The 15645-nt window shown below is 54.8% G+C and carries 21 protein-coding genes; all 21 read left to right on the top strand.

All coding sequences use genetic code 11. The annotated features are described in order from the left end of the window. The first annotated feature begins 14 nt into the window (after nt 1-14). The 21 genes from NOS26_RS10960 to NOS26_RS10860 all read left to right on the top strand — a co-directional run bounded on the left by NOS26_RS10960 (nt 15) and on the right by NOS26_RS10860 (nt 15643). Nucleotides 15-248 (top strand): hypothetical protein, encoded by a 234-nt coding sequence (locus tag NOS26_RS10960; RefSeq protein WP_255917775.1) that lies wholly within the window; start codon nt 15-17, stop codon nt 246-248. Further along, on the top strand, nt 248-679 hold the full coding sequence (locus NOS26_RS10955) for a hypothetical protein (RefSeq protein ID WP_255917774.1): 432 nt from the start codon (nt 248-250) through the stop codon (nt 677-679). The genes NOS26_RS10960 and NOS26_RS10955 overlap by 1 nt, the downstream gene beginning before the upstream one ends. Then, a complete protein-coding gene (locus tag NOS26_RS10950; RefSeq protein ID WP_255917773.1) occupies nt 676-1200 on the top strand; it encodes a hypothetical protein in 525 nt (174 codons plus the stop codon). The genes NOS26_RS10955 and NOS26_RS10950 overlap by 4 nt, the downstream gene beginning before the upstream one ends. Before the next feature lie 109 nt (nt 1201-1309). Next, complete coding sequence (locus NOS26_RS10945; protein ID WP_255917772.1) at nt 1310-1525, top strand: hypothetical protein; 216 nt, start codon at nt 1310-1312, stop codon at nt 1523-1525. A 12-nt stretch (nt 1526-1537) separates the two neighbouring features. Next, complete coding sequence (locus tag NOS26_RS10940; RefSeq protein WP_255917771.1) at nt 1538-3970, top strand: virulence-associated E family protein; 2433 nt, start codon at nt 1538-1540, stop codon at nt 3968-3970. A 406-nt stretch (nt 3971-4376) separates the two neighbouring features. Next, nucleotides 4377-4682: a VRR-NUC domain-containing protein gene (locus NOS26_RS10935; protein WP_255917770.1), complete on the top strand. Its 306-nt coding sequence runs from the start codon at nt 4377-4379 to the stop codon at nt 4680-4682. Nucleotides 4683-4701: 19 nt separating this feature from the next. Continuing rightward, on the top strand, nt 4702-6081 hold the full coding sequence (locus NOS26_RS10930; RefSeq protein ID WP_072983446.1) for a DEAD/DEAH box helicase: 1380 nt from the start codon (nt 4702-4704) through the stop codon (nt 6079-6081). Then, a complete protein-coding gene (locus tag NOS26_RS10925; RefSeq protein WP_022497128.1) occupies nt 6078-6260 on the top strand; it encodes a hypothetical protein in 183 nt (60 codons plus the stop codon). Before NOS26_RS10930 ends, NOS26_RS10925 begins: the two co-directional genes overlap by 4 nt. Before the next feature lie 2 nt (nt 6261-6262). Continuing rightward, complete coding sequence (locus NOS26_RS10920; protein WP_072983442.1) at nt 6263-6682, top strand: DUF1492 domain-containing protein; 420 nt, start codon at nt 6263-6265, stop codon at nt 6680-6682. Nucleotides 6683-6975: 293 nt separating this feature from the next. After that, complete coding sequence (locus NOS26_RS10915; protein WP_255917769.1) at nt 6976-7425, top strand: hypothetical protein; 450 nt, start codon at nt 6976-6978, stop codon at nt 7423-7425. Then, the gene (locus NOS26_RS10910; protein WP_255917768.1) at nt 7406-9313 is read left to right on the top strand and encodes a phage terminase large subunit family protein; all 1908 of its coding nucleotides are present in this window, start codon (nt 7406-7408) and stop codon (nt 9311-9313) included. Before NOS26_RS10915 ends, NOS26_RS10910 begins: the two co-directional genes overlap by 20 nt. After that, nucleotides 9310-9528, top strand: coding sequence for a DUF6148 family protein (locus NOS26_RS10905; protein WP_074786495.1), 219 nt, complete (start codon nt 9310-9312; stop codon nt 9526-9528). The genes NOS26_RS10910 and NOS26_RS10905 overlap by 4 nt, the downstream gene beginning before the upstream one ends. A gap of 9 nt (nt 9529-9537) precedes the next feature. Further along, a complete protein-coding gene (locus NOS26_RS10900; protein WP_255917767.1) occupies nt 9538-11148 on the top strand; it encodes a phage portal protein in 1611 nt (536 codons plus the stop codon). After that, entirely contained in the window at nt 11145-12281 is a 1137-nt protein-coding gene (locus tag NOS26_RS10895; RefSeq protein WP_255917766.1) for a head maturation protease, ClpP-related, read from the top strand. Before NOS26_RS10900 ends, NOS26_RS10895 begins: the two co-directional genes overlap by 4 nt. Next, the gene (locus tag NOS26_RS10890) at nt 12281-12625 is read left to right on the top strand and encodes a head decoration protein (RefSeq protein ID WP_255917765.1); all 345 of its coding nucleotides are present in this window, start codon (nt 12281-12283) and stop codon (nt 12623-12625) included. The genes NOS26_RS10895 and NOS26_RS10890 overlap by 1 nt, the downstream gene beginning before the upstream one ends. Nucleotides 12626-12638: 13 nt before the next feature. Continuing rightward, nucleotides 12639-13691: a major capsid protein gene (locus tag NOS26_RS10885; RefSeq protein ID WP_255917764.1), complete on the top strand. Its 1053-nt coding sequence runs from the start codon at nt 12639-12641 to the stop codon at nt 13689-13691. An 11-nt stretch (nt 13692-13702) separates the two neighbouring features. Further along, on the top strand, nt 13703-13939 hold the full coding sequence (locus NOS26_RS10880; protein WP_255917763.1) for a hypothetical protein: 237 nt from the start codon (nt 13703-13705) through the stop codon (nt 13937-13939). Continuing rightward, entirely contained in the window at nt 13936-14349 is a 414-nt protein-coding gene (locus NOS26_RS10875; protein WP_255917762.1) for a hypothetical protein, read from the top strand. Before NOS26_RS10880 ends, NOS26_RS10875 begins: the two co-directional genes overlap by 4 nt. 15 nt (nt 14350-14364) lie before the next feature. Continuing rightward, the gene (locus NOS26_RS10870) at nt 14365-14889 is read left to right on the top strand and encodes a hypothetical protein (protein WP_255917761.1); all 525 of its coding nucleotides are present in this window, start codon (nt 14365-14367) and stop codon (nt 14887-14889) included. Beyond that, complete coding sequence (locus NOS26_RS10865) at nt 14890-15375, top strand: hypothetical protein (protein WP_255917760.1); 486 nt, start codon at nt 14890-14892, stop codon at nt 15373-15375. Beyond that, nucleotides 15359-15643, top strand: a complete 285-nt coding sequence (locus tag NOS26_RS10860; protein WP_255917759.1) for a hypothetical protein — start codon at nt 15359-15361, stop codon at nt 15641-15643. Before NOS26_RS10865 ends, NOS26_RS10860 begins: the two co-directional genes overlap by 17 nt. Nucleotides 15644-15645 lie beyond the last annotated feature (2 nt).

Genomic DNA, 15645 nt, shown 5'->3' with positions numbered 1-15645 from the left:
AAAGGATGAACAATATGGCTAAATTTTATACGCCTGAAGTTGATAGCGCTATTACAAATGTACATATTAACCTTGATCGAGTAACGTATTTTACAACTACCGAACTTGATAACGGTACATGTGATGTTAATTTTTACTTTGGCTCAAAGTCTCCTCGTAGCGGCCCACCAACAATTAAAGTCAACATGAATGGAGACGATGTAGATAGCTTATTTTCAGCTATGGATGACAAGGAGATGTTTGTTTGATGACTAGTAAAGGAAAATGCGCTATCTGCGGCGCGGAATTCGAGCGGCCGGCACACAACGGGCGCTCGATATACTGCGACGACTGCCGCAACCGCATCAGCAGCACCTATGAAGCCCGTGTTAAAGCACACGAAATGAAGCGCCTGCCGAACTGTCTCATCTGCGGGGCGCCGAATCACTCACGAAAAATGCTGACGTGTGGTGATGAGCACGCACAGATGCTGAATGGTATCCTGTCCGCCTGCCGGAAGACACGAAACAATAAGCTGTCACGGGAATACCATAAAAAGAAAGCAAGCCCAAAAGAACACTACACGCCTACGAAAAAGCCGCTTTGTAAGATCGACCAGGACGCGCACGACGCAAAAGCCGCGGGCATGTCGTACGGCCAGTACATGGCCCTGAAAGCACAGAGGAGGGACGCCACATGATGAACCGGGCACGCATTGCCGCTAACGGCGGCACGATATCGACTTCCGTACTCATCTACATGGCCCTGCACGACGGCATGGGATTCGGGAAAAAACGGCTCGACGCGATTACCGAAAAAGTAATGGCCTATAGCGAGGACATCAACCACAGCGCCGAAAAGATGACGGCGTACCGCAACCGCCTCGATGACTGCGGAATCGACTTCCAGCTAAAAATGGATTTCATCCGGACGCTCATCAAGGGCCTGCAATTCAGCGGCCAGAAAGAGCGGACCGGCGCGGAAGCGGGCATGGAAGTGACCTATACATTGGTCCTCCTGGCCGTCCATGACCTGTACGGCCTCGGCCGCTTACGACTGCGGCGCATACAGGAAAAGATAAAGGATTATGCATGGTATATCCGCGACGGCGTCGTCCATGTCCTGGAATACATGAAATGCCTGACCTGCGAATGCGGGCAGAAGTACCAGGCCCTCATGGGCTACGAAAAAGAGCACGGCGAAATAAATATTTATGGTTAGGAAGGTGATACGATGAGCAAGTATGTTGTTTGGCGATTGCTACTGATTTACGTTGCTGTTTTCTGGATCGCGTTTTTCGCGATGGTTATTTATATTTGCAGGTGAGACTATGAAATGGGTAAAACCAACAGAAGAAATGCCGGCCCGGTATAAAGTTATCCTTTTCGCCATCGACTATCCCCGGAAAGACCGGCCGCGGACGATTACGACGGGCATCTATACCGGGGACCGATTCGGGTGGTATGCCGACGTCAACGGCGAATACCTCGACACAGAGCAGATAAAATACTGGGCGCCGATTGCCTCGCTGCCGAGAGATTACTAAGGAGGTGCTAACTTGCAAAACGACAGAAAGCTGCTGATCAGTGTCGGCAGCCATCGCTACTCGAAAGAATGGATACAGACGGCGATAATGTGGTCCAAGCTCATCGAGCGCCTGCGCATCCCACTGCGGACGCCGGAAACGTACGAGAACTACATGAAACTGCCGAAACGGCAGAAGGGCGAACTGAAAGACGTCGGCGGCTTTGTCGGCGGCACGATTAATGGCAGCCAGCGCAAAGCGTCCGCTATCACGGGCCGCGACCTCATCACACTGGACCTCGACCACATCGCCGCCGGGGAAACAGATAACACAGTCCGGCGCGTGGACAGCCTGGGCATCGCCTACGCCGTCTACAGTACGCGGTCCCATGCGCCATGGCGGCCGCGCTTACGTGTCATCATGCCGCTCGATAAGACTATCAGCGCCGACGAATACGAGCCGATAGCCCGTAAGCTGGCAAGCCTCATCGGTATCGAGCTGTGCGACCCGACGACGTTCGACGTGTCACGGCTGATGTATTGGCCGTCGTGCAGCTCGGACAGCCCCTACGCATTCCAGTACGGCGATAAGCCGTTCGTCAGCGCCGACGGGATACTGGCCCAGTACGGCGACTGGCGCGACGTCCGCACATGGCCGCAGGTCCCAGGCAAGGAAGTCAAGCCGAAAGAGCTGCTGGCCAAGCAGCAGGACCCGACGACAAAGGGCGGCGTCGTAGGGGCCTTTTGCCGGACCTACGACATCATGAGCGCTATCGAGCACTTTATACCGAATGCGTATGAGCCGACGGACAAGGACGACCGCCTGACCTACACGGGCGGCTCGACCATGGCCGGCGCCGTCATCTACGACGGCGGCAAATTTTTATACAGCCATCACGCGACGGACCCATGCAGCGAGCAGCTCGTCAACGCGTTTGACCTCGTCCGCTTGCACTTATTCGGAGATGAAGACGCCAACGCCAAAGACGGCACGCCGGTCAACCGCATGCCGAGCTATCAGGCGATGAAACACCTGGCCATGCAGGACGCGGACGTCATGACGGAGCTCAACGCGTCCGCGCAGCAGCACGCGTCCGATGTCTTTTCCGCGATCCCCGACGACGCGGACGACACGACACCGGAAATCACGCTGACAAATAACAGCGTCGATTGGATGCGCGGCGCTCATCTTGAGTACGACCAGAACACGGGCCGACCTAAGAAGACGATGGACAATATCATCCGGATCCTCAACTTTGACCCGGAACTGCGGATGAAAATCGCCATCGATGACTTCTCGACGCGTGGCCTTGTACTAGGGCCGCTGCCGTGGAATCCGCTCGGCGACCGCCGGCTGTGGCAGGACACGGACGACGCGGGCCTTGCCTGGTACCTCGAAAACCGTTACGGCATCACAGGCCGCGATAAAATCGCCGGCGCGCTGATGTTGGTGTCAGAACAGCACCGTTTTAACGAGGTCAAGGACTACCTAAAGCACCTCAGCTGGGACGGCGTGCACCGCCTGGAAACGGTCCTGCACGACTATCTGGGCGCCGTGGACAGTAAATACGTCCGTGCCGTCGCCCGGAAGTCTTTTGTCGCAGGTGTCGCCCGCGTCATGACGCCGGGCTGCAAGTATGACTATGTCCCTGTCTTCACGGGGCCGCAGGGCATCGGCAAGACGACGTTCCTCAAGACGATGGGCATGCACTGGCACAGCGACAGCCTGCAATCGTTCCGGGGCAAAGAAGCCGCGGAAATGATACAGGGAATATGGGTGGTAGAAATCGGCGAAATGACAGGCTACAGCAAGTCAGACGACAACGAAATCAAGCAATTCCTGTCACGCTGCGACGACGTATACCGGCAGCCGTACGGCCGCCATACGGGCCGCTTCCCGCGCAAGTGCATTTTCTTTGGCACTTGCAACGACCATGACTTTCTAAAGGACCCGACAGGATCCCGCCGCTTTTGGCCTGTCGACGTCGGCATCGGCACGCCGACGAAAAACATCTGGAGCGAACTGCCCGGGGAAGTCGACCAGCTATGGGCGGAAGCCGTCTATTACTGGAAACAAGGCGAGCCGCTGTACATGGATACGCCGGAGCTCGACGCCATGGCTAAGGATGAACAGGAACAGCACCGCGAGGACAACGTCAAGGAGGGCATGATCCGCGAATTTCTGGAAAAGCCGATACCTGACAACTACGACAGCCTGAGCCTGGCGGCGCGGCGGATGTACTGGGCGGGTACGGCCCAATGCGACACGACGACACGACGGACGAAAGTGTGCGCATTAGAAATCTGGTGTGAGTGCTTTGGCGGGGATCCCCGGAACATGAAGCGGGCCGACGCCAGGGACATCAACTACGTTTTATCTGGGCTCCCCGGATGGAAACGCAACAAGAGCCGACGACGGTATGGGTACTGTGGTGTGCAGCGGGGATTTGAAGTCATAAGTATTTAAAATCATGTATTTAAATGCAGGTGTAAGGCGTGAACATTCTATGGCAATTCTAGCCGGACTTAAAAAGCGTAAAGCAGGCTTGATAAAGTTTTAAGAACTAAAAGTAATTCATTAAGCGCCGCAAGCGTGAACATTCCAGGCGAATGTTCACAGCAAATGTTCACGCTTAAAGCCGCATTACTATCACATTATTTACTAAAAATACCCTATGTGAACATTATATATATATAAATAGTTAAAAGTAAGAATTAGAGGGGTATTAGAGAATATAGAGAAAATGGGCGTATGCACTACGCGTATATACGCTGCCTAATCCTCTAAAAAAAAATACTTTTACGTAGAAATGTTCACACTTGAAAAAGCAAGAAAAACGCAGGATGTAGTTTTATACAAGGGAGGCCTGACAATGGCACTGGAAAGAAACATCGAAAGAAAACTGGTCCGCGGCGTCAAAGCCATGGGCGGTATCGCCTATAAATGGGTATCACCTGGAAATACCGGTGTGCCGGACCGGATCGTTATTTTTCCGGACGGCAAAATCGAATTCGTCGAACTGAAAACGGAGACGAATAAACCGACGCCGCTACAGACGGCACAGATGAAACGTTTGCAACACATGAATTGCGTGGTTTACGTCCTGCGGGGCGAAGCGGCCGTCAATGAGTATTTAGACGTCCACTCCATCCGCCTGGGCGTAGAATGGAAACCGTAACGATTAGGAGGGATGCAATATGATATTCAAGCCGCATCCATACCAGCAGTATTGTATCCGGCAGATTTTGCAGAAACCGGCTATCGGCCTTTTTCTCGATATGGGCCTTGGTAAGACAGCTATCACACTGACAGCGGTCAATGAGCTGAAATACGGCCGCTTTTTGGTCCGCCGCGTACTCGTCATCGCGCCTAAGAAAGTAGCCGAGGCGACGTGGCAGCGGGAAGCGCAGAAGTGGGATAACTTGAAGCACTTGCGCTTTTCCACGGTCCTGGGCGGCGAAACGAAACGGATCCGGGCGCTGAATACGCCGGCCGACGTCTATGTCATCAACCGCGAGAACGTCGTATGGCTAGTCACCTACTACCAGAACGACTGGCCATTTGATATGGTGGTATGCGATGAATTTTCATCTTTCAAGAGTCACAGCGCGAAACGGTTCAAGGCCCTGGCTGCCATTCGTCCTCACATCCGGCGCATCGTCGGGCTGACGGGGACACCGTCGCCGAACGGCTTGATGGACTTGTGGAGTCAGGTGTATCTGCTGGACCGGGGCGAACGGCTGGGCCGCTATTATACCCACTTTCGGGAGCGCTACTTTGAGCCGGGGCGCCGCAGCCGTGATGTGATTTACGAGTATGACCCGAAAGACGGGGCTCAGGATGCCGTCATGAAGAAAATAGCCGACATCTGTATCAGCATGAAAGCGTCGGACTATCTGCAACTGCCGGCGTGCATCTATGACGATGTGCCGGTAGTGCTGACGCCGAAAGCGAAAAAGGCCTATCGGGAGCTGGAAAAAACGATGATCCTTGCTTTGCCGGATGGCGATATCGACGTGACATCGGCGGCGGCGCTGTCGAACAAGCTCCAACAGCTGGCCAACGGCGCTATCTACGACGATGAGCACGAGGTGCATGTAGTCCATGACTGCAAGCTGGAGGCCTTTATGGAGTTGGTTGAAAAGCTGAACGGGCAGCATGCCTTGGTATTCTACAATTTCCAGCACGACCGGGAGCGCCTGATGGGGGCCCTGGCGAAAACGAAACTGCGATACCGCGTGTACAAAAACGCCGACGATGAGCTGGCCTGGAACAATGGCGATGTGGATCTGCTCTTAGCTCATCCCGCGTCGACGGGCTACGGACTGAACCTGCAAGCCGGCGGCCATCATATCATCTGGTTTGGCCTGAATTGGTCCTTAGAGCTGTATCAGCAGGCAAACAAGCGCCTGCACCGGCAGGGGCAGGAATACCCAGTAATCGTGCATCATCTCATCTGCGAGGGCACGCGGGATGAGGACTTAGCCGATGCCCTGACCAAAAAGGACGCGGCCCAGGCTTTTGTATTGAACAGTCTCAAGGCAAGGATCAATGCTGTACGAGGAGGGAGCGTATGAGGAATAAAGAAGGGTACAAGGACCCGACAGCAGGGCAGGCCATCGACAACATCAAAGCCGATGACCGTAAAGCGGACTTAGTCATCAAGATCATCAAGCTGGTATGTGCACAGGCAGGCTATCAGGCCGTGTGCACGCAGAGGAGCTTGCGTATCATTGAATTGGTAATCAGGAGGTAGACATGACAGCAAAGGAATATTTGAACCGCGTACGGCGGCAGAATTATATTTTGAAGCAGACCGAAAAAGAGCTGAATGAAATCCGGGCGGATATCCTGACACTCCGGGCCAGCAGTTTGTCCGAGCATGTCAGCGGCTCCAAAAATTCTGACACGGCTGATAAATATATTCGGCTTGAATCGTATATGGAGAAGGTGAACGCTGAATGGGATAAGCTGATTGATATGAGGAATGCAGCCAAGGACCTCATCGGGGCCATGCCTGACCCGATGCATCGCGCCGTACTCTATGCAAGATACATCAATGGTCAGCGCTGGGAAGACATCGCAATGGACATGCACTATAGCTGGAAGGGTATCTTTAAACTCCACGGCCAGGCCCTGCGGGTATTCGACCAGATGCACGGTGATAAGCTGTCATGATGCCACGCGCATAATGAAAGAGTACATTGAAGTACACTAACATAATGCGTATAATGGTAGTGTGAGAATCAGATAAAGAGACAGTCAACAGCGGCTGTCTCTTTTTTGTTTTCAAAATTTTTGCGGGTCCTTTCGGGAGAATTTTTCTTCCGCGGCGCTCTCGCACCCCAAAAAATGGCTAGTTTTTTCGATTTTTTGGGCCTCTTCCTTCTTAGATACACATTTTGGCGGTGATTGTATTGGCCAGACGGACACGGAAAATTATAATGGGCTCGGCTCAAGATTTGGCGGAAATGCTGCGCATTACATCGCGGCGCGTGAATCAACTGGCGGGCATGCATGTGCTGACCCGTGACGAGGAAAACCGATATGATCTGCCGTCTAACATCGACGCCTACTTTAAATACAAGTACACGTCGCAGGAGGATGTCGACTACGGTCGCGAAAAGGCGATGCATGAAGCGGCAAAACGCCGCCTCGCTGAATTGGAGCTGGCCAAGCGGAATAATGAGGTCCACGAGGCAAAAGACGTAGAATTCGTCATGACAGACATGCTCACGAATCTACGGTCCCAGCTGCTCGGTATCCCGGCGAAAATGGCGCCGGTCCTTGCAGGGCAGGATGAGGCCCACATCATGAGCGCGCTGACTGATGAAATCCAATCGCGTTTGACAGAGCTGTCCGATTATCGTCCGGACATGTTCGCGGGGAGGGATGACGACGATGGAAAAGAAGACAGTTAGACTTTTCCAGCGCATCGCCGCGCGGTCCCTGCGGCCGCTGCCGAATCTCACGGTATCGGACTGGGCGGACCAGTACCGCATGCTGTCCAGTGAGTCGTCGGCAGAGCCGGGCCGCTGGCGTACGGACCGGGCGCCTTATCAGCGGGCTATCATGGATGCGTTCACGGATTTAGACGTCCGCCGCGTCGTCGTCATGTCATGCAGCCAGATAGGCAAGTCAGACATCATGAACAACGTCATCGGGCGTTTTGCTCATCTCGCGCCGGCGCCTATCCTGATGATACAGCCGACGGTAGACATGGCCCAGGACTATTCCAAGTCGCGAATTGCACCAATGATCCGCGATACGAAAGTCCTGCGGGATATCTTCCAAGACGTCAAAAGCCGCGAGTCAGGCAACACGATTCTTAGTAAGCTCTTTCCTGGCGGCCGCCTCATCATGGGCGGCGCGAATTCGCCGGCAGGGCTGGCGTCGCGTCCTATCAAAATCCTGCTGGCCGACGAAGTGGACCGCTTCCCGGACTCGGCAGGCACAGAAGGGGACCCGGTAGATTTAGCCGCAAAACGTATGACGACGTTCTGGGACCGGACTATGGGGCTGTTTTCCACGCCGACGAATGCCGGCGAATCCCGCATTGAAGTCGAGTACACAGAAGGGACGCAGGAAGAATGGCAGCACCAATGCCCGAATTGCGGCGAATATCATCTGCTTACGCACAGGAGCATGGTAATGGATACGGAAACGGTCAAAGACGGCCGGAAAAAGGAACATATTCACGTTAAATCCGTATCCTGGCGCTGTCCTGACTGCGGCTTCACCTTTTCCGAAAACGAGATGCGGCGCCAGCCGCAGAAGTACGTCGCCAAAAATCCGACGGCTATCAAAAATCACGTCCGCAGTTTTTTTGTGAACTGCTGGGCGTCGCCGTGGATTTCGTGGACTGATGTAATGCAGGAATGGGTAGACGCCAAAGGGGACCCGGAGCGCGAAAAGGTAGTTGTCAACACACGATTCGGCGAGCCCTACGAACGGGCGCGCAGTTATGATAATGTCGATAAGCTCCTGGCGCGCCGGGAGCCGTACAACGCGGAACTTCCCGACGGCGTGCTGATTTTGACAGCGGCCGTCGATGTCCAGGATAACCGCCTCGAATACGAAATCGTCGGATGGGGCGAGGATGAGGAGTGCTGGGGCATCAAGAAGGGCATTATCTTAGGCGCGCCGGATACGGCGGCGGTATGGCGTCAGCTGGACGAACAGCTGGACCGCGAATACCATTTTGCTGACGGTACGGGGTTGCTGGTAGCCCGGACGTTCATCGACTCTGGCGGCCATTACACCAGTGAGGTTTATAACTACAGCTTGATGCATTTAGCCCGTCAGCGCTTTGCCGTCCGCGGCTCATCGACGATGGGCGTGCCGATTATCCACAAGTACAGCAAGGCGCAGGCCTATCACGGACGGACAATCCCGCTGGTCCTCATCGGCACAGACAGCGGCAAGCAGTACATCATGGACCGTCTGGCCATCGATGTGCCGGGGCCACGGTATTTCCACTTCCCGCTCGATAAGCCGGAGCAGGATGCGGTCAATGAGGTGCTGTGGAACCGCGGCTATGACGAAATCTATTTCCAGGGCCTGACAGCGGAAGAAAAACAGCCGCAGAAGAAGAACGGCCGCATCGTATATCGCTGGGTAAACATTGCAAAGGACCATCGAAATGAACCGCTCGACTTACGAGTCTATAATTTGGCCTGTTTGGCGTCCATTTCTCCGGATTTTTCCAAGCTGAAAGCCCTGATGACAGGGACGCCAACAGAAGAAAAGCGGCCAACAGGCCCGCGCAAGCGGCCCAGATTCGGCGTGATTAAGAGGGGGATAGAATGAACGAAATCCTGAATGCACGATTAAAACAGTACATTGCAGCAGAAACGGCTATCCTGACAGGCGGCCAGTCGTATAAAATCGGCAACCGTACACTGACTCGCGCTGATTTGGCGGAAATACAGAGCGTCATCAGTAAATTGTTATCCGCAGGCGCGACCATCGACGGCGCGCCGCGGACGGGATCCCGGTCCCGGCAGGTAGTATTGCGCGACTAGGAGGCTGTAATGAGCAAAAAACGGAAGAAACGCAACGCACGACAGCCGACAGGCGGCGTCAATACGAAAATCACAAATACCGGCTACAGCGACGGCGCCGCCAGCCGTTCCCGGCAGGCACTGCGCGGGTACAACCCGATGAAGTCGTCGCCGCGCGCTGACATCGATGCTAATTTGAGCACGCTGCGCAACCGGTCCTCGGATATGTATATCAATTCGCCGATTGGGGCCAGCGCTATCAACACGAATCGGGCGAACGTCATCGGCGCGGGCTTGCAGGTGATTCCTAAGATTGACTACAAGCCCCTGGGCATGACTGCCGACGATGCTAAAGCATGGCAGCGGCACACGCAGCGGGAATTCAGCCTATGGGCGGAATCGGTCCAGTGCGACCTGTATAAAAAGCATTCGTTTTACGACATGCAAGACATCGCTTATTTGTCGTACTTAGTGGATGGTGATGCTTGGGCGGCCATCAAGTACCGCAAGCCTGCACCCGGTGGCCTGTACTCGACACGGGTTCAACTGTTCGAGGCGTCCCGGGTATGTAATCCTGGCGCTATGCAGGCTTACAGCAACACAGACAGCATGACGATTGAATGCTATAACCCGGAAACAAAGAACCGGATTATAAACGGCGTGGAAATCGATGCCGATGGCGCTGTCGTGGCTTATTGGATTGCTAACCGCGTACCGTATGACCCGACAAATAACTCCCAGGCCCTGCGCTGGTCCCGTGTCGAGGCTTTTGGCCGACGCACAGGCCGGCCCTTAGTCCTGCAAATTTCCCATGAAGAGCGTCCGGAACAGTATCGCGGCGTGCCGTATTTGGCGCCAGCGATTGAAGTTTTGAAGCAGGTCAGCAGATACACTAATGCGGAACTGTCCGCGGCGATTATCAAGTCGTTTTTCACGCTCTTCTTTACGTCGAGCGGTACGACAAACGACATGGGCGACGTTCTGAGCGAGACATACGGGCCAGGAGAACAGATTGACCCGGATGACCTGCGGCGCGTGGAAATCGGCCCGGGGACATTGAACCTGCTGCCGAGCGGCGTCGATGTAAAAGCTATCGACGGCAGCCGGACGCAGTCTACGTTCGAGGCTTTCACGAATTCCCTGATTGCACAAATCGGGGCGTCATTGGGTATCCCGTCCGAGGTGCTAATGAATCGATTCCAGTCGTCATACAGCGCCGCCCGCGGGGCGCTCTTGCAGGCGGCGGCTATGTTCCGTACGCGGCGCATTTGGTTTGCCCGCGACTTCTGCCAGCCCGTCTATGAGGCCTGGCTGACAGAGGCTATCGCCTTAGGGCGCGTCCAGGCGCCGGGATTCGGCACGGATCCACTGATTACTAAGGCCTGGACCGGGGCGAACTGGTATGGCCCGGTTATGGGCATGCTGGACCCGGTTAAGGAAGTAACCGGCGCGGCATTGCGCGTCAAATACGGATTCTCGACGGCCGAAAGAGAGGCCGCCGAGCTTACGGGCACGAATTACGATGATAATGTTGACCAGATTGCCGCAGAGCGCGCCGTATGGACCACTAAGGGCATGCAGTACCCGAAAGCCGACAACACGGATACCAGCGACAGCAGCGGAGGAGGTGATACAGGATGAAACATTTCTGGAATTTCCAGGACAGCACGGGCGGCGATGCCGCCGATTTGTATATCTACGGGCCGATTGTCTCCAGTGCGTCGTGGTGGGATGACTCCATCGACGCGGTACAATTTTCTGAGGACTTGAAAGCCTTGGGCGGTAAAGACGTTACTGTCCACATCAACTCTCCGGGCGGCGATGTTTTCGCGGCGCATGCAATCCATAATCAGCTGATTGCCTACGCGGGCAATGTCGACGTCATCATTGACGGTATCGCCGCTTCCGCGGCAACTATCATTGCTATGGCCGGCACGCGCATCACGATGCCGACGAATTCCATGATGATGATTCATAACCCGGCTATGGGGCTGGACGACCATTATACAGCGGACGACCTCGATAAATACGCAAATGCCCTGCGGGCTGTACGTCAGTCGATTATCGCGGCGTACATGAAGCGGGTAAGCGTGGATCAGACGCAAATCGAGCAGATGATGGATGCGGAAACGTGGCTGACGGCGCAGGAATGCGTCGACATGGGGCTGGCCGATGCCGTCGACGGCCGTATTAATTCGGTGCTTGACGGGAACAATTTGATTGTAAATTCACTGAAAATCGACATTACGAATTATAAAAACAGGAAGGGCCTGGCGCATTGTGTGAATGCCCAGGACGATGAAAAGAAGGGGGCGGAAGTCTTGAGTAAATCTAAATTAGAAGAAATCTTGAATGCACTGGGCCTGCGAATCGATGACACGACCACGCCGCAGCCAGCACCGGCAGCAGCGCCGACAGCCACGGCGGCGCCGGCAGTCGATGCAAAAGCCATCGCCGCGGAAGCAGTAGCCCAGGAACGTCAGCGTATGGCTGATCTCGACGCCATGGCCGACGGCAATCCGGCAGTAGCAGCTATCATCAGCACAGCAAAACACAACGGCCAGACGGCCGATGACGTCCGCGATTATGTAGCCGCTGTCCAAGGCGTCAAGAGCGCCGCGCAGGCACAGTTGCAGGACATGCAGGCCGAGTCGAAAGAAGGCGGCACGGACGGCATCACGCCGGGCGCTGTCGATGACAGCAAAACAGAAGACGACAAAGTCATGGATTTGATTGCCCAGGCAATGGGCGGCAGTAAAGGGGGTAAACGCTAATGGCGGAATTGGTAACTACGTCGACAGGCGTACACTATGATGACCTTATCGGCGGTACGAATGTGGCTGTCGTGATGCATAACGTAAAAGTGGCGGCAGGGACCGCGATGGCCCGCGGTACACTTCTCACGATTACCGACGACACGGCTGCCGCAACGGCAAAAGCCGGCACTGCAAATGCGATTTTAGCGGCGTCGGTAGACGCTACGGACACAGTAGCGGCGGTATATGTCAAAGGCGAATTCAACCGCGAAAAAATCGTAGTCGCCGACGGCGACACCATCGGCGCGCATGAAGCCGAATTGCGCAGCGCCGGTATTTATCTTACCAGCCTGAAAGGCTAAAGGAGGCACGACCATGAGTTTTGATGATACCCGGACGCTCCTGGGTGCAGTTGAGCGTTCGTTTACACCGACTACTACCTTAGTAGACGTTTTCTTCCCTAACATGCAGACCTTTTCTACGGAAGTCGTCGACATGGAATTCAGAAAAGGCGGCCGCCTGATGGCGCCGTTCGTCGTTCCTGGCGGCAAGGGCGTCAACATGGCCCGTACAGGGTCCACGATTCGCTCGTACAAGGCGCCGCTGATGCGCCCGAAACGCAACATCGAACCGGCGGACATCCTTATCCGCGGCTTTGGCGAATCGGAATACAGCACGAAGACACCGGAAGAACGGGCCGCTGAAATCCGCGCCCATGACCTGACGGAGCTCATCGATATGTGCATCCGCCGTCAGGAATGGATGGCAGCACAACTGCTGATCAACGGCGAATACGACGTAGAAGGTTTTGCCGATGACGGCAGCATTGCACACGTCGACACTATTTCTTTCCCGGGATTCACGAACAAAACGACGCTGTCCGGGTCCAGTACGTGGGATAACTCGACAGCGGATATCCTGTCTGATTTGGACACCGCATCTCAGAAAATCCGCCGTGCTGCGGGTATGGTCCCGACAATGGCGATTTGCTCCAGTACGGTTGCCAAGTACATCGTCAATAACACGAAACTGCGCGAATCGATGATGATCCCGAGCCGTGACAACATGGCCCTGATGAGCATTCAGCCGCAGTTTGTCCGCCCGGAATTGCTCCGTGTCGGCTACATCTCGGCGCTGTCTCTTGAAGTCTACGCCTACGACGGCGGCTATCTCAATGAAAAGGGCGAATTCGTACCGTATATCCCGGATGACTATCTCATCCTCGGCATCCCTGGCCGTGGCAAGCGCCTCTTTGGGGCTGTTACACAGATCGAATCCGATGGTCAGTTCCATTCGTACCCGGGCAATGCATACGTCCCGAAAATCATCCCGGATATGGATAACGACGTCAGCACGCTCGTCATGTCCAGCCGCTGCGTTCTTTGCCCGGAATTCCTCGACGATTGGGCTGTCATCAAGGTCAAATAGGAGGCGACAGCATGAAAATTTTAGTTAAAAAGTTTTCTCTTTGCCATGACGGCGTGAAATACAGCGCCGGCAGCGTCGCAGATCTTCCGGACGACGTCGCTGCTGATTTGATTCAGCAGTCGCCGAAAGAATTCGCCGCCGTCGATGCACCCGCCGCTGATGAAACACCAGCGGCGCCGGCAGCACCGGCCGCATCCGCGGAAAACGGCCTGCCGCCGGTAGATGCTGAAAAACTGCGGAAAAAATGAGCCGCCGTGATGAGCGGATAGCTGCTGAACTGGCCATATTCCAGCAGGATGAAGCCCAGGACAGCGGCGCCGCTGAGAAAAAGGTTACCTTCAAGGATCAAGTGGCCGCGGACCTCGATACCTTTATCAATTCTGACGAATTTGCCGATGAACACAACCTGAATGGCGACACAGTAAAGGCAATCGTCGAGTCCCCGACAAGTCAGGAGCGGTGGATTACTGGTAAAGAGTACGGCGTTTATAACGGCTTGGAGGGGAATCTGTATATTGTGCACTGCCGCAAGGCCGACTTATCGGCCGTGCCGGTGTATGATCAGCGTTTTGACCTGGACGGTATTATCTGTATCGTCGATAGTGTCATTGATGACATGGGAATCCTGACGATTGAATTGCATGCGGAAGTGGCGTAGACGGAGGTGATGCACTTGATTAGTATCGAATTGAACGAGTCGAACGTACGGCATGTAGAACAGGTGTTGCAGCGCTTTATTGGCGGCAGGAAATTGTCGACAGCTATCAAGCAGGCATCCCGCCGTGCGGCTGTGACAGCCCGTAAAGCGGGCGCACAGGAAATCCGCAACACCTACACCATCAAGGCCGGGGACCTGAAAAGCGCAACGTCATTTAGTACCGAGGCATTTGGCACGACACTGCACATCAGAGGCCCGGAAGAACCAGTAACGAAGTATAAAGCGGCCCGGCGCCGTAAGGGTATCTTTGTATCCATCAAAAAGGGCAGCGGCTCCATCGTGCCGAGGTCCTTTGATATGCCCGGGCGCGGCTTTGTCGCCCGTGAAGGACGGCCGCGTCATCCGGTAACGGGGCTGTTTGGGCCCGCCGTGCCTCAGTTGTACGGCAATCCCGCCGTCGTGGCCAGGATGACCGATGAAGGCATGGCAATGTACGAAAAGAGGCTTATGCATGAGCTGGAACGATTGGCAGGTGGTTAAATGACGCCGCTCGACGTATTGGACGACTTACAAACATTCCTGACGGGCAAAATGAGGGCCTACAGCGGCCAAACCGTAGACGGCAAGGCCATCAATTGCTTTACAGGATTCCTGCCCAGGGCGATGACGCCGGAAGCAAAGGAAAAGCTATGCCCGGCTGTCGTCGTCGGCTATTCGGGCGTAGTAGACCGGGCTGATGAGTCCGTTGTGTCTGTGGTGATCTCCGTGGTGACACGGGATCCGGATATGATTCACGGCGCCGATGAGCTTTTCCACATGCTCGAATATATCCGCTTTTGTCTGCTGGATGCAAATCCGGTATGCAATAAGTACGACGTCAAGAATGGCACCATGGAGACATCAGTACCCGACGACCAGCCCTATCCTCAATGGTGGGGGCGGATTGACTTTGAAGTACATATCCCGCAGCCAGCCAGCATTGACCCGTTTTTACTAGGAGGACCTGAACATGGACGACACGAATAAGACAGCGCCGGCAGCAGTCAGCACCGGCGCCGCGAAATATACAGGCCCGGTTATTTATATCGGCCCTGGCTTCCGTGATTCCCTGCTGAACCATTGCATGATTTTTGCAAACGGTATCCCGGACCCGGAAGCATCTGATGACGTATTAAAGCATTTGTTTGTGACACCGGCAGAACTGAATCAGGCAATGACCGACGTACAGACAAAAGGGACCGCGCTCTATACCTTTTACCAGGCCGCGGTCAGCAGACGTAAAGGGGGTAAATAGAT

Source organism: Megasphaera sp. SC8-1, assembly GCF_024436295.1.
In the GTDB taxonomy this organism is placed as follows: Bacteria; Bacillota; Negativicutes; order Veillonellales; family Megasphaeraceae; genus Megasphaera; species Megasphaera elsdenii.
This window is presented reverse-complemented; position numbering and strand designations above follow the sequence as displayed.

Bases quoted from the DNA above. Each gene is read 5' to 3' on its own strand.
- NOS26_RS10960 (WP_255917775.1), top strand. From the start codon at position 15: ATGGCTAAATTTTATACGCCTGAAGTTGATAGCGCTATTACAAATGTA.
- NOS26_RS10955 (WP_255917774.1), top strand. From the start codon at position 248: ATGACTAGTAAAGGAAAATGCGCTATCTGCGGCGCGGAATTCGAGCGG.
- NOS26_RS10950 (WP_255917773.1), top strand. From the start codon at position 676: ATGATGAACCGGGCACGCATTGCCGCTAACGGCGGCACGATATCGACT.
- NOS26_RS10945 (WP_255917772.1), top strand. From the start codon at position 1,310: ATGAAATGGGTAAAACCAACAGAAGAAATGCCGGCCCGGTATAAAGTT.
- NOS26_RS10935 (WP_255917770.1), top strand. From the start codon at position 4,377: ATGGCACTGGAAAGAAACATCGAAAGAAAACTGGTCCGCGGCGTCAAA.
- NOS26_RS10930 (WP_072983446.1), top strand. From the start codon at position 4,702: ATGATATTCAAGCCGCATCCATACCAGCAGTATTGTATCCGGCAGATT.
- NOS26_RS10925 (WP_022497128.1), top strand. From the start codon at position 6,078: ATGAGGAATAAAGAAGGGTACAAGGACCCGACAGCAGGGCAGGCCATC.
- NOS26_RS10920 (WP_072983442.1), top strand. From the start codon at position 6,263: ATGACAGCAAAGGAATATTTGAACCGCGTACGGCGGCAGAATTATATT.
- NOS26_RS10915 (WP_255917769.1), top strand. From the start codon at position 6,976: ATGCTGCGCATTACATCGCGGCGCGTGAATCAACTGGCGGGCATGCAT.
- NOS26_RS10910 (WP_255917768.1), top strand. From the start codon at position 7,406: ATGGAAAAGAAGACAGTTAGACTTTTCCAGCGCATCGCCGCGCGGTCC.
- NOS26_RS10905 (WP_074786495.1), top strand. From the start codon at position 9,310: ATGAACGAAATCCTGAATGCACGATTAAAACAGTACATTGCAGCAGAA.
- NOS26_RS10900 (WP_255917767.1), top strand. From the start codon at position 9,538: ATGAGCAAAAAACGGAAGAAACGCAACGCACGACAGCCGACAGGCGGC.
- NOS26_RS10895 (WP_255917766.1), top strand. From the start codon at position 11,145: ATGAAACATTTCTGGAATTTCCAGGACAGCACGGGCGGCGATGCCGCC.
- NOS26_RS10890 (WP_255917765.1), top strand. From the start codon at position 12,281: ATGGCGGAATTGGTAACTACGTCGACAGGCGTACACTATGATGACCTT.
- NOS26_RS10885 (WP_255917764.1), top strand. From the start codon at position 12,639: ATGAGTTTTGATGATACCCGGACGCTCCTGGGTGCAGTTGAGCGTTCG.
- NOS26_RS10880 (WP_255917763.1), top strand. From the start codon at position 13,703: ATGAAAATTTTAGTTAAAAAGTTTTCTCTTTGCCATGACGGCGTGAAA.
- NOS26_RS10875 (WP_255917762.1), top strand. From the start codon at position 13,936: ATGAGCCGCCGTGATGAGCGGATAGCTGCTGAACTGGCCATATTCCAG.
- NOS26_RS10865 (WP_255917760.1), top strand. From the start codon at position 14,890: ATGACGCCGCTCGACGTATTGGACGACTTACAAACATTCCTGACGGGC.
- NOS26_RS10860 (WP_255917759.1), top strand. From the start codon at position 15,359: ATGGACGACACGAATAAGACAGCGCCGGCAGCAGTCAGCACCGGCGCC.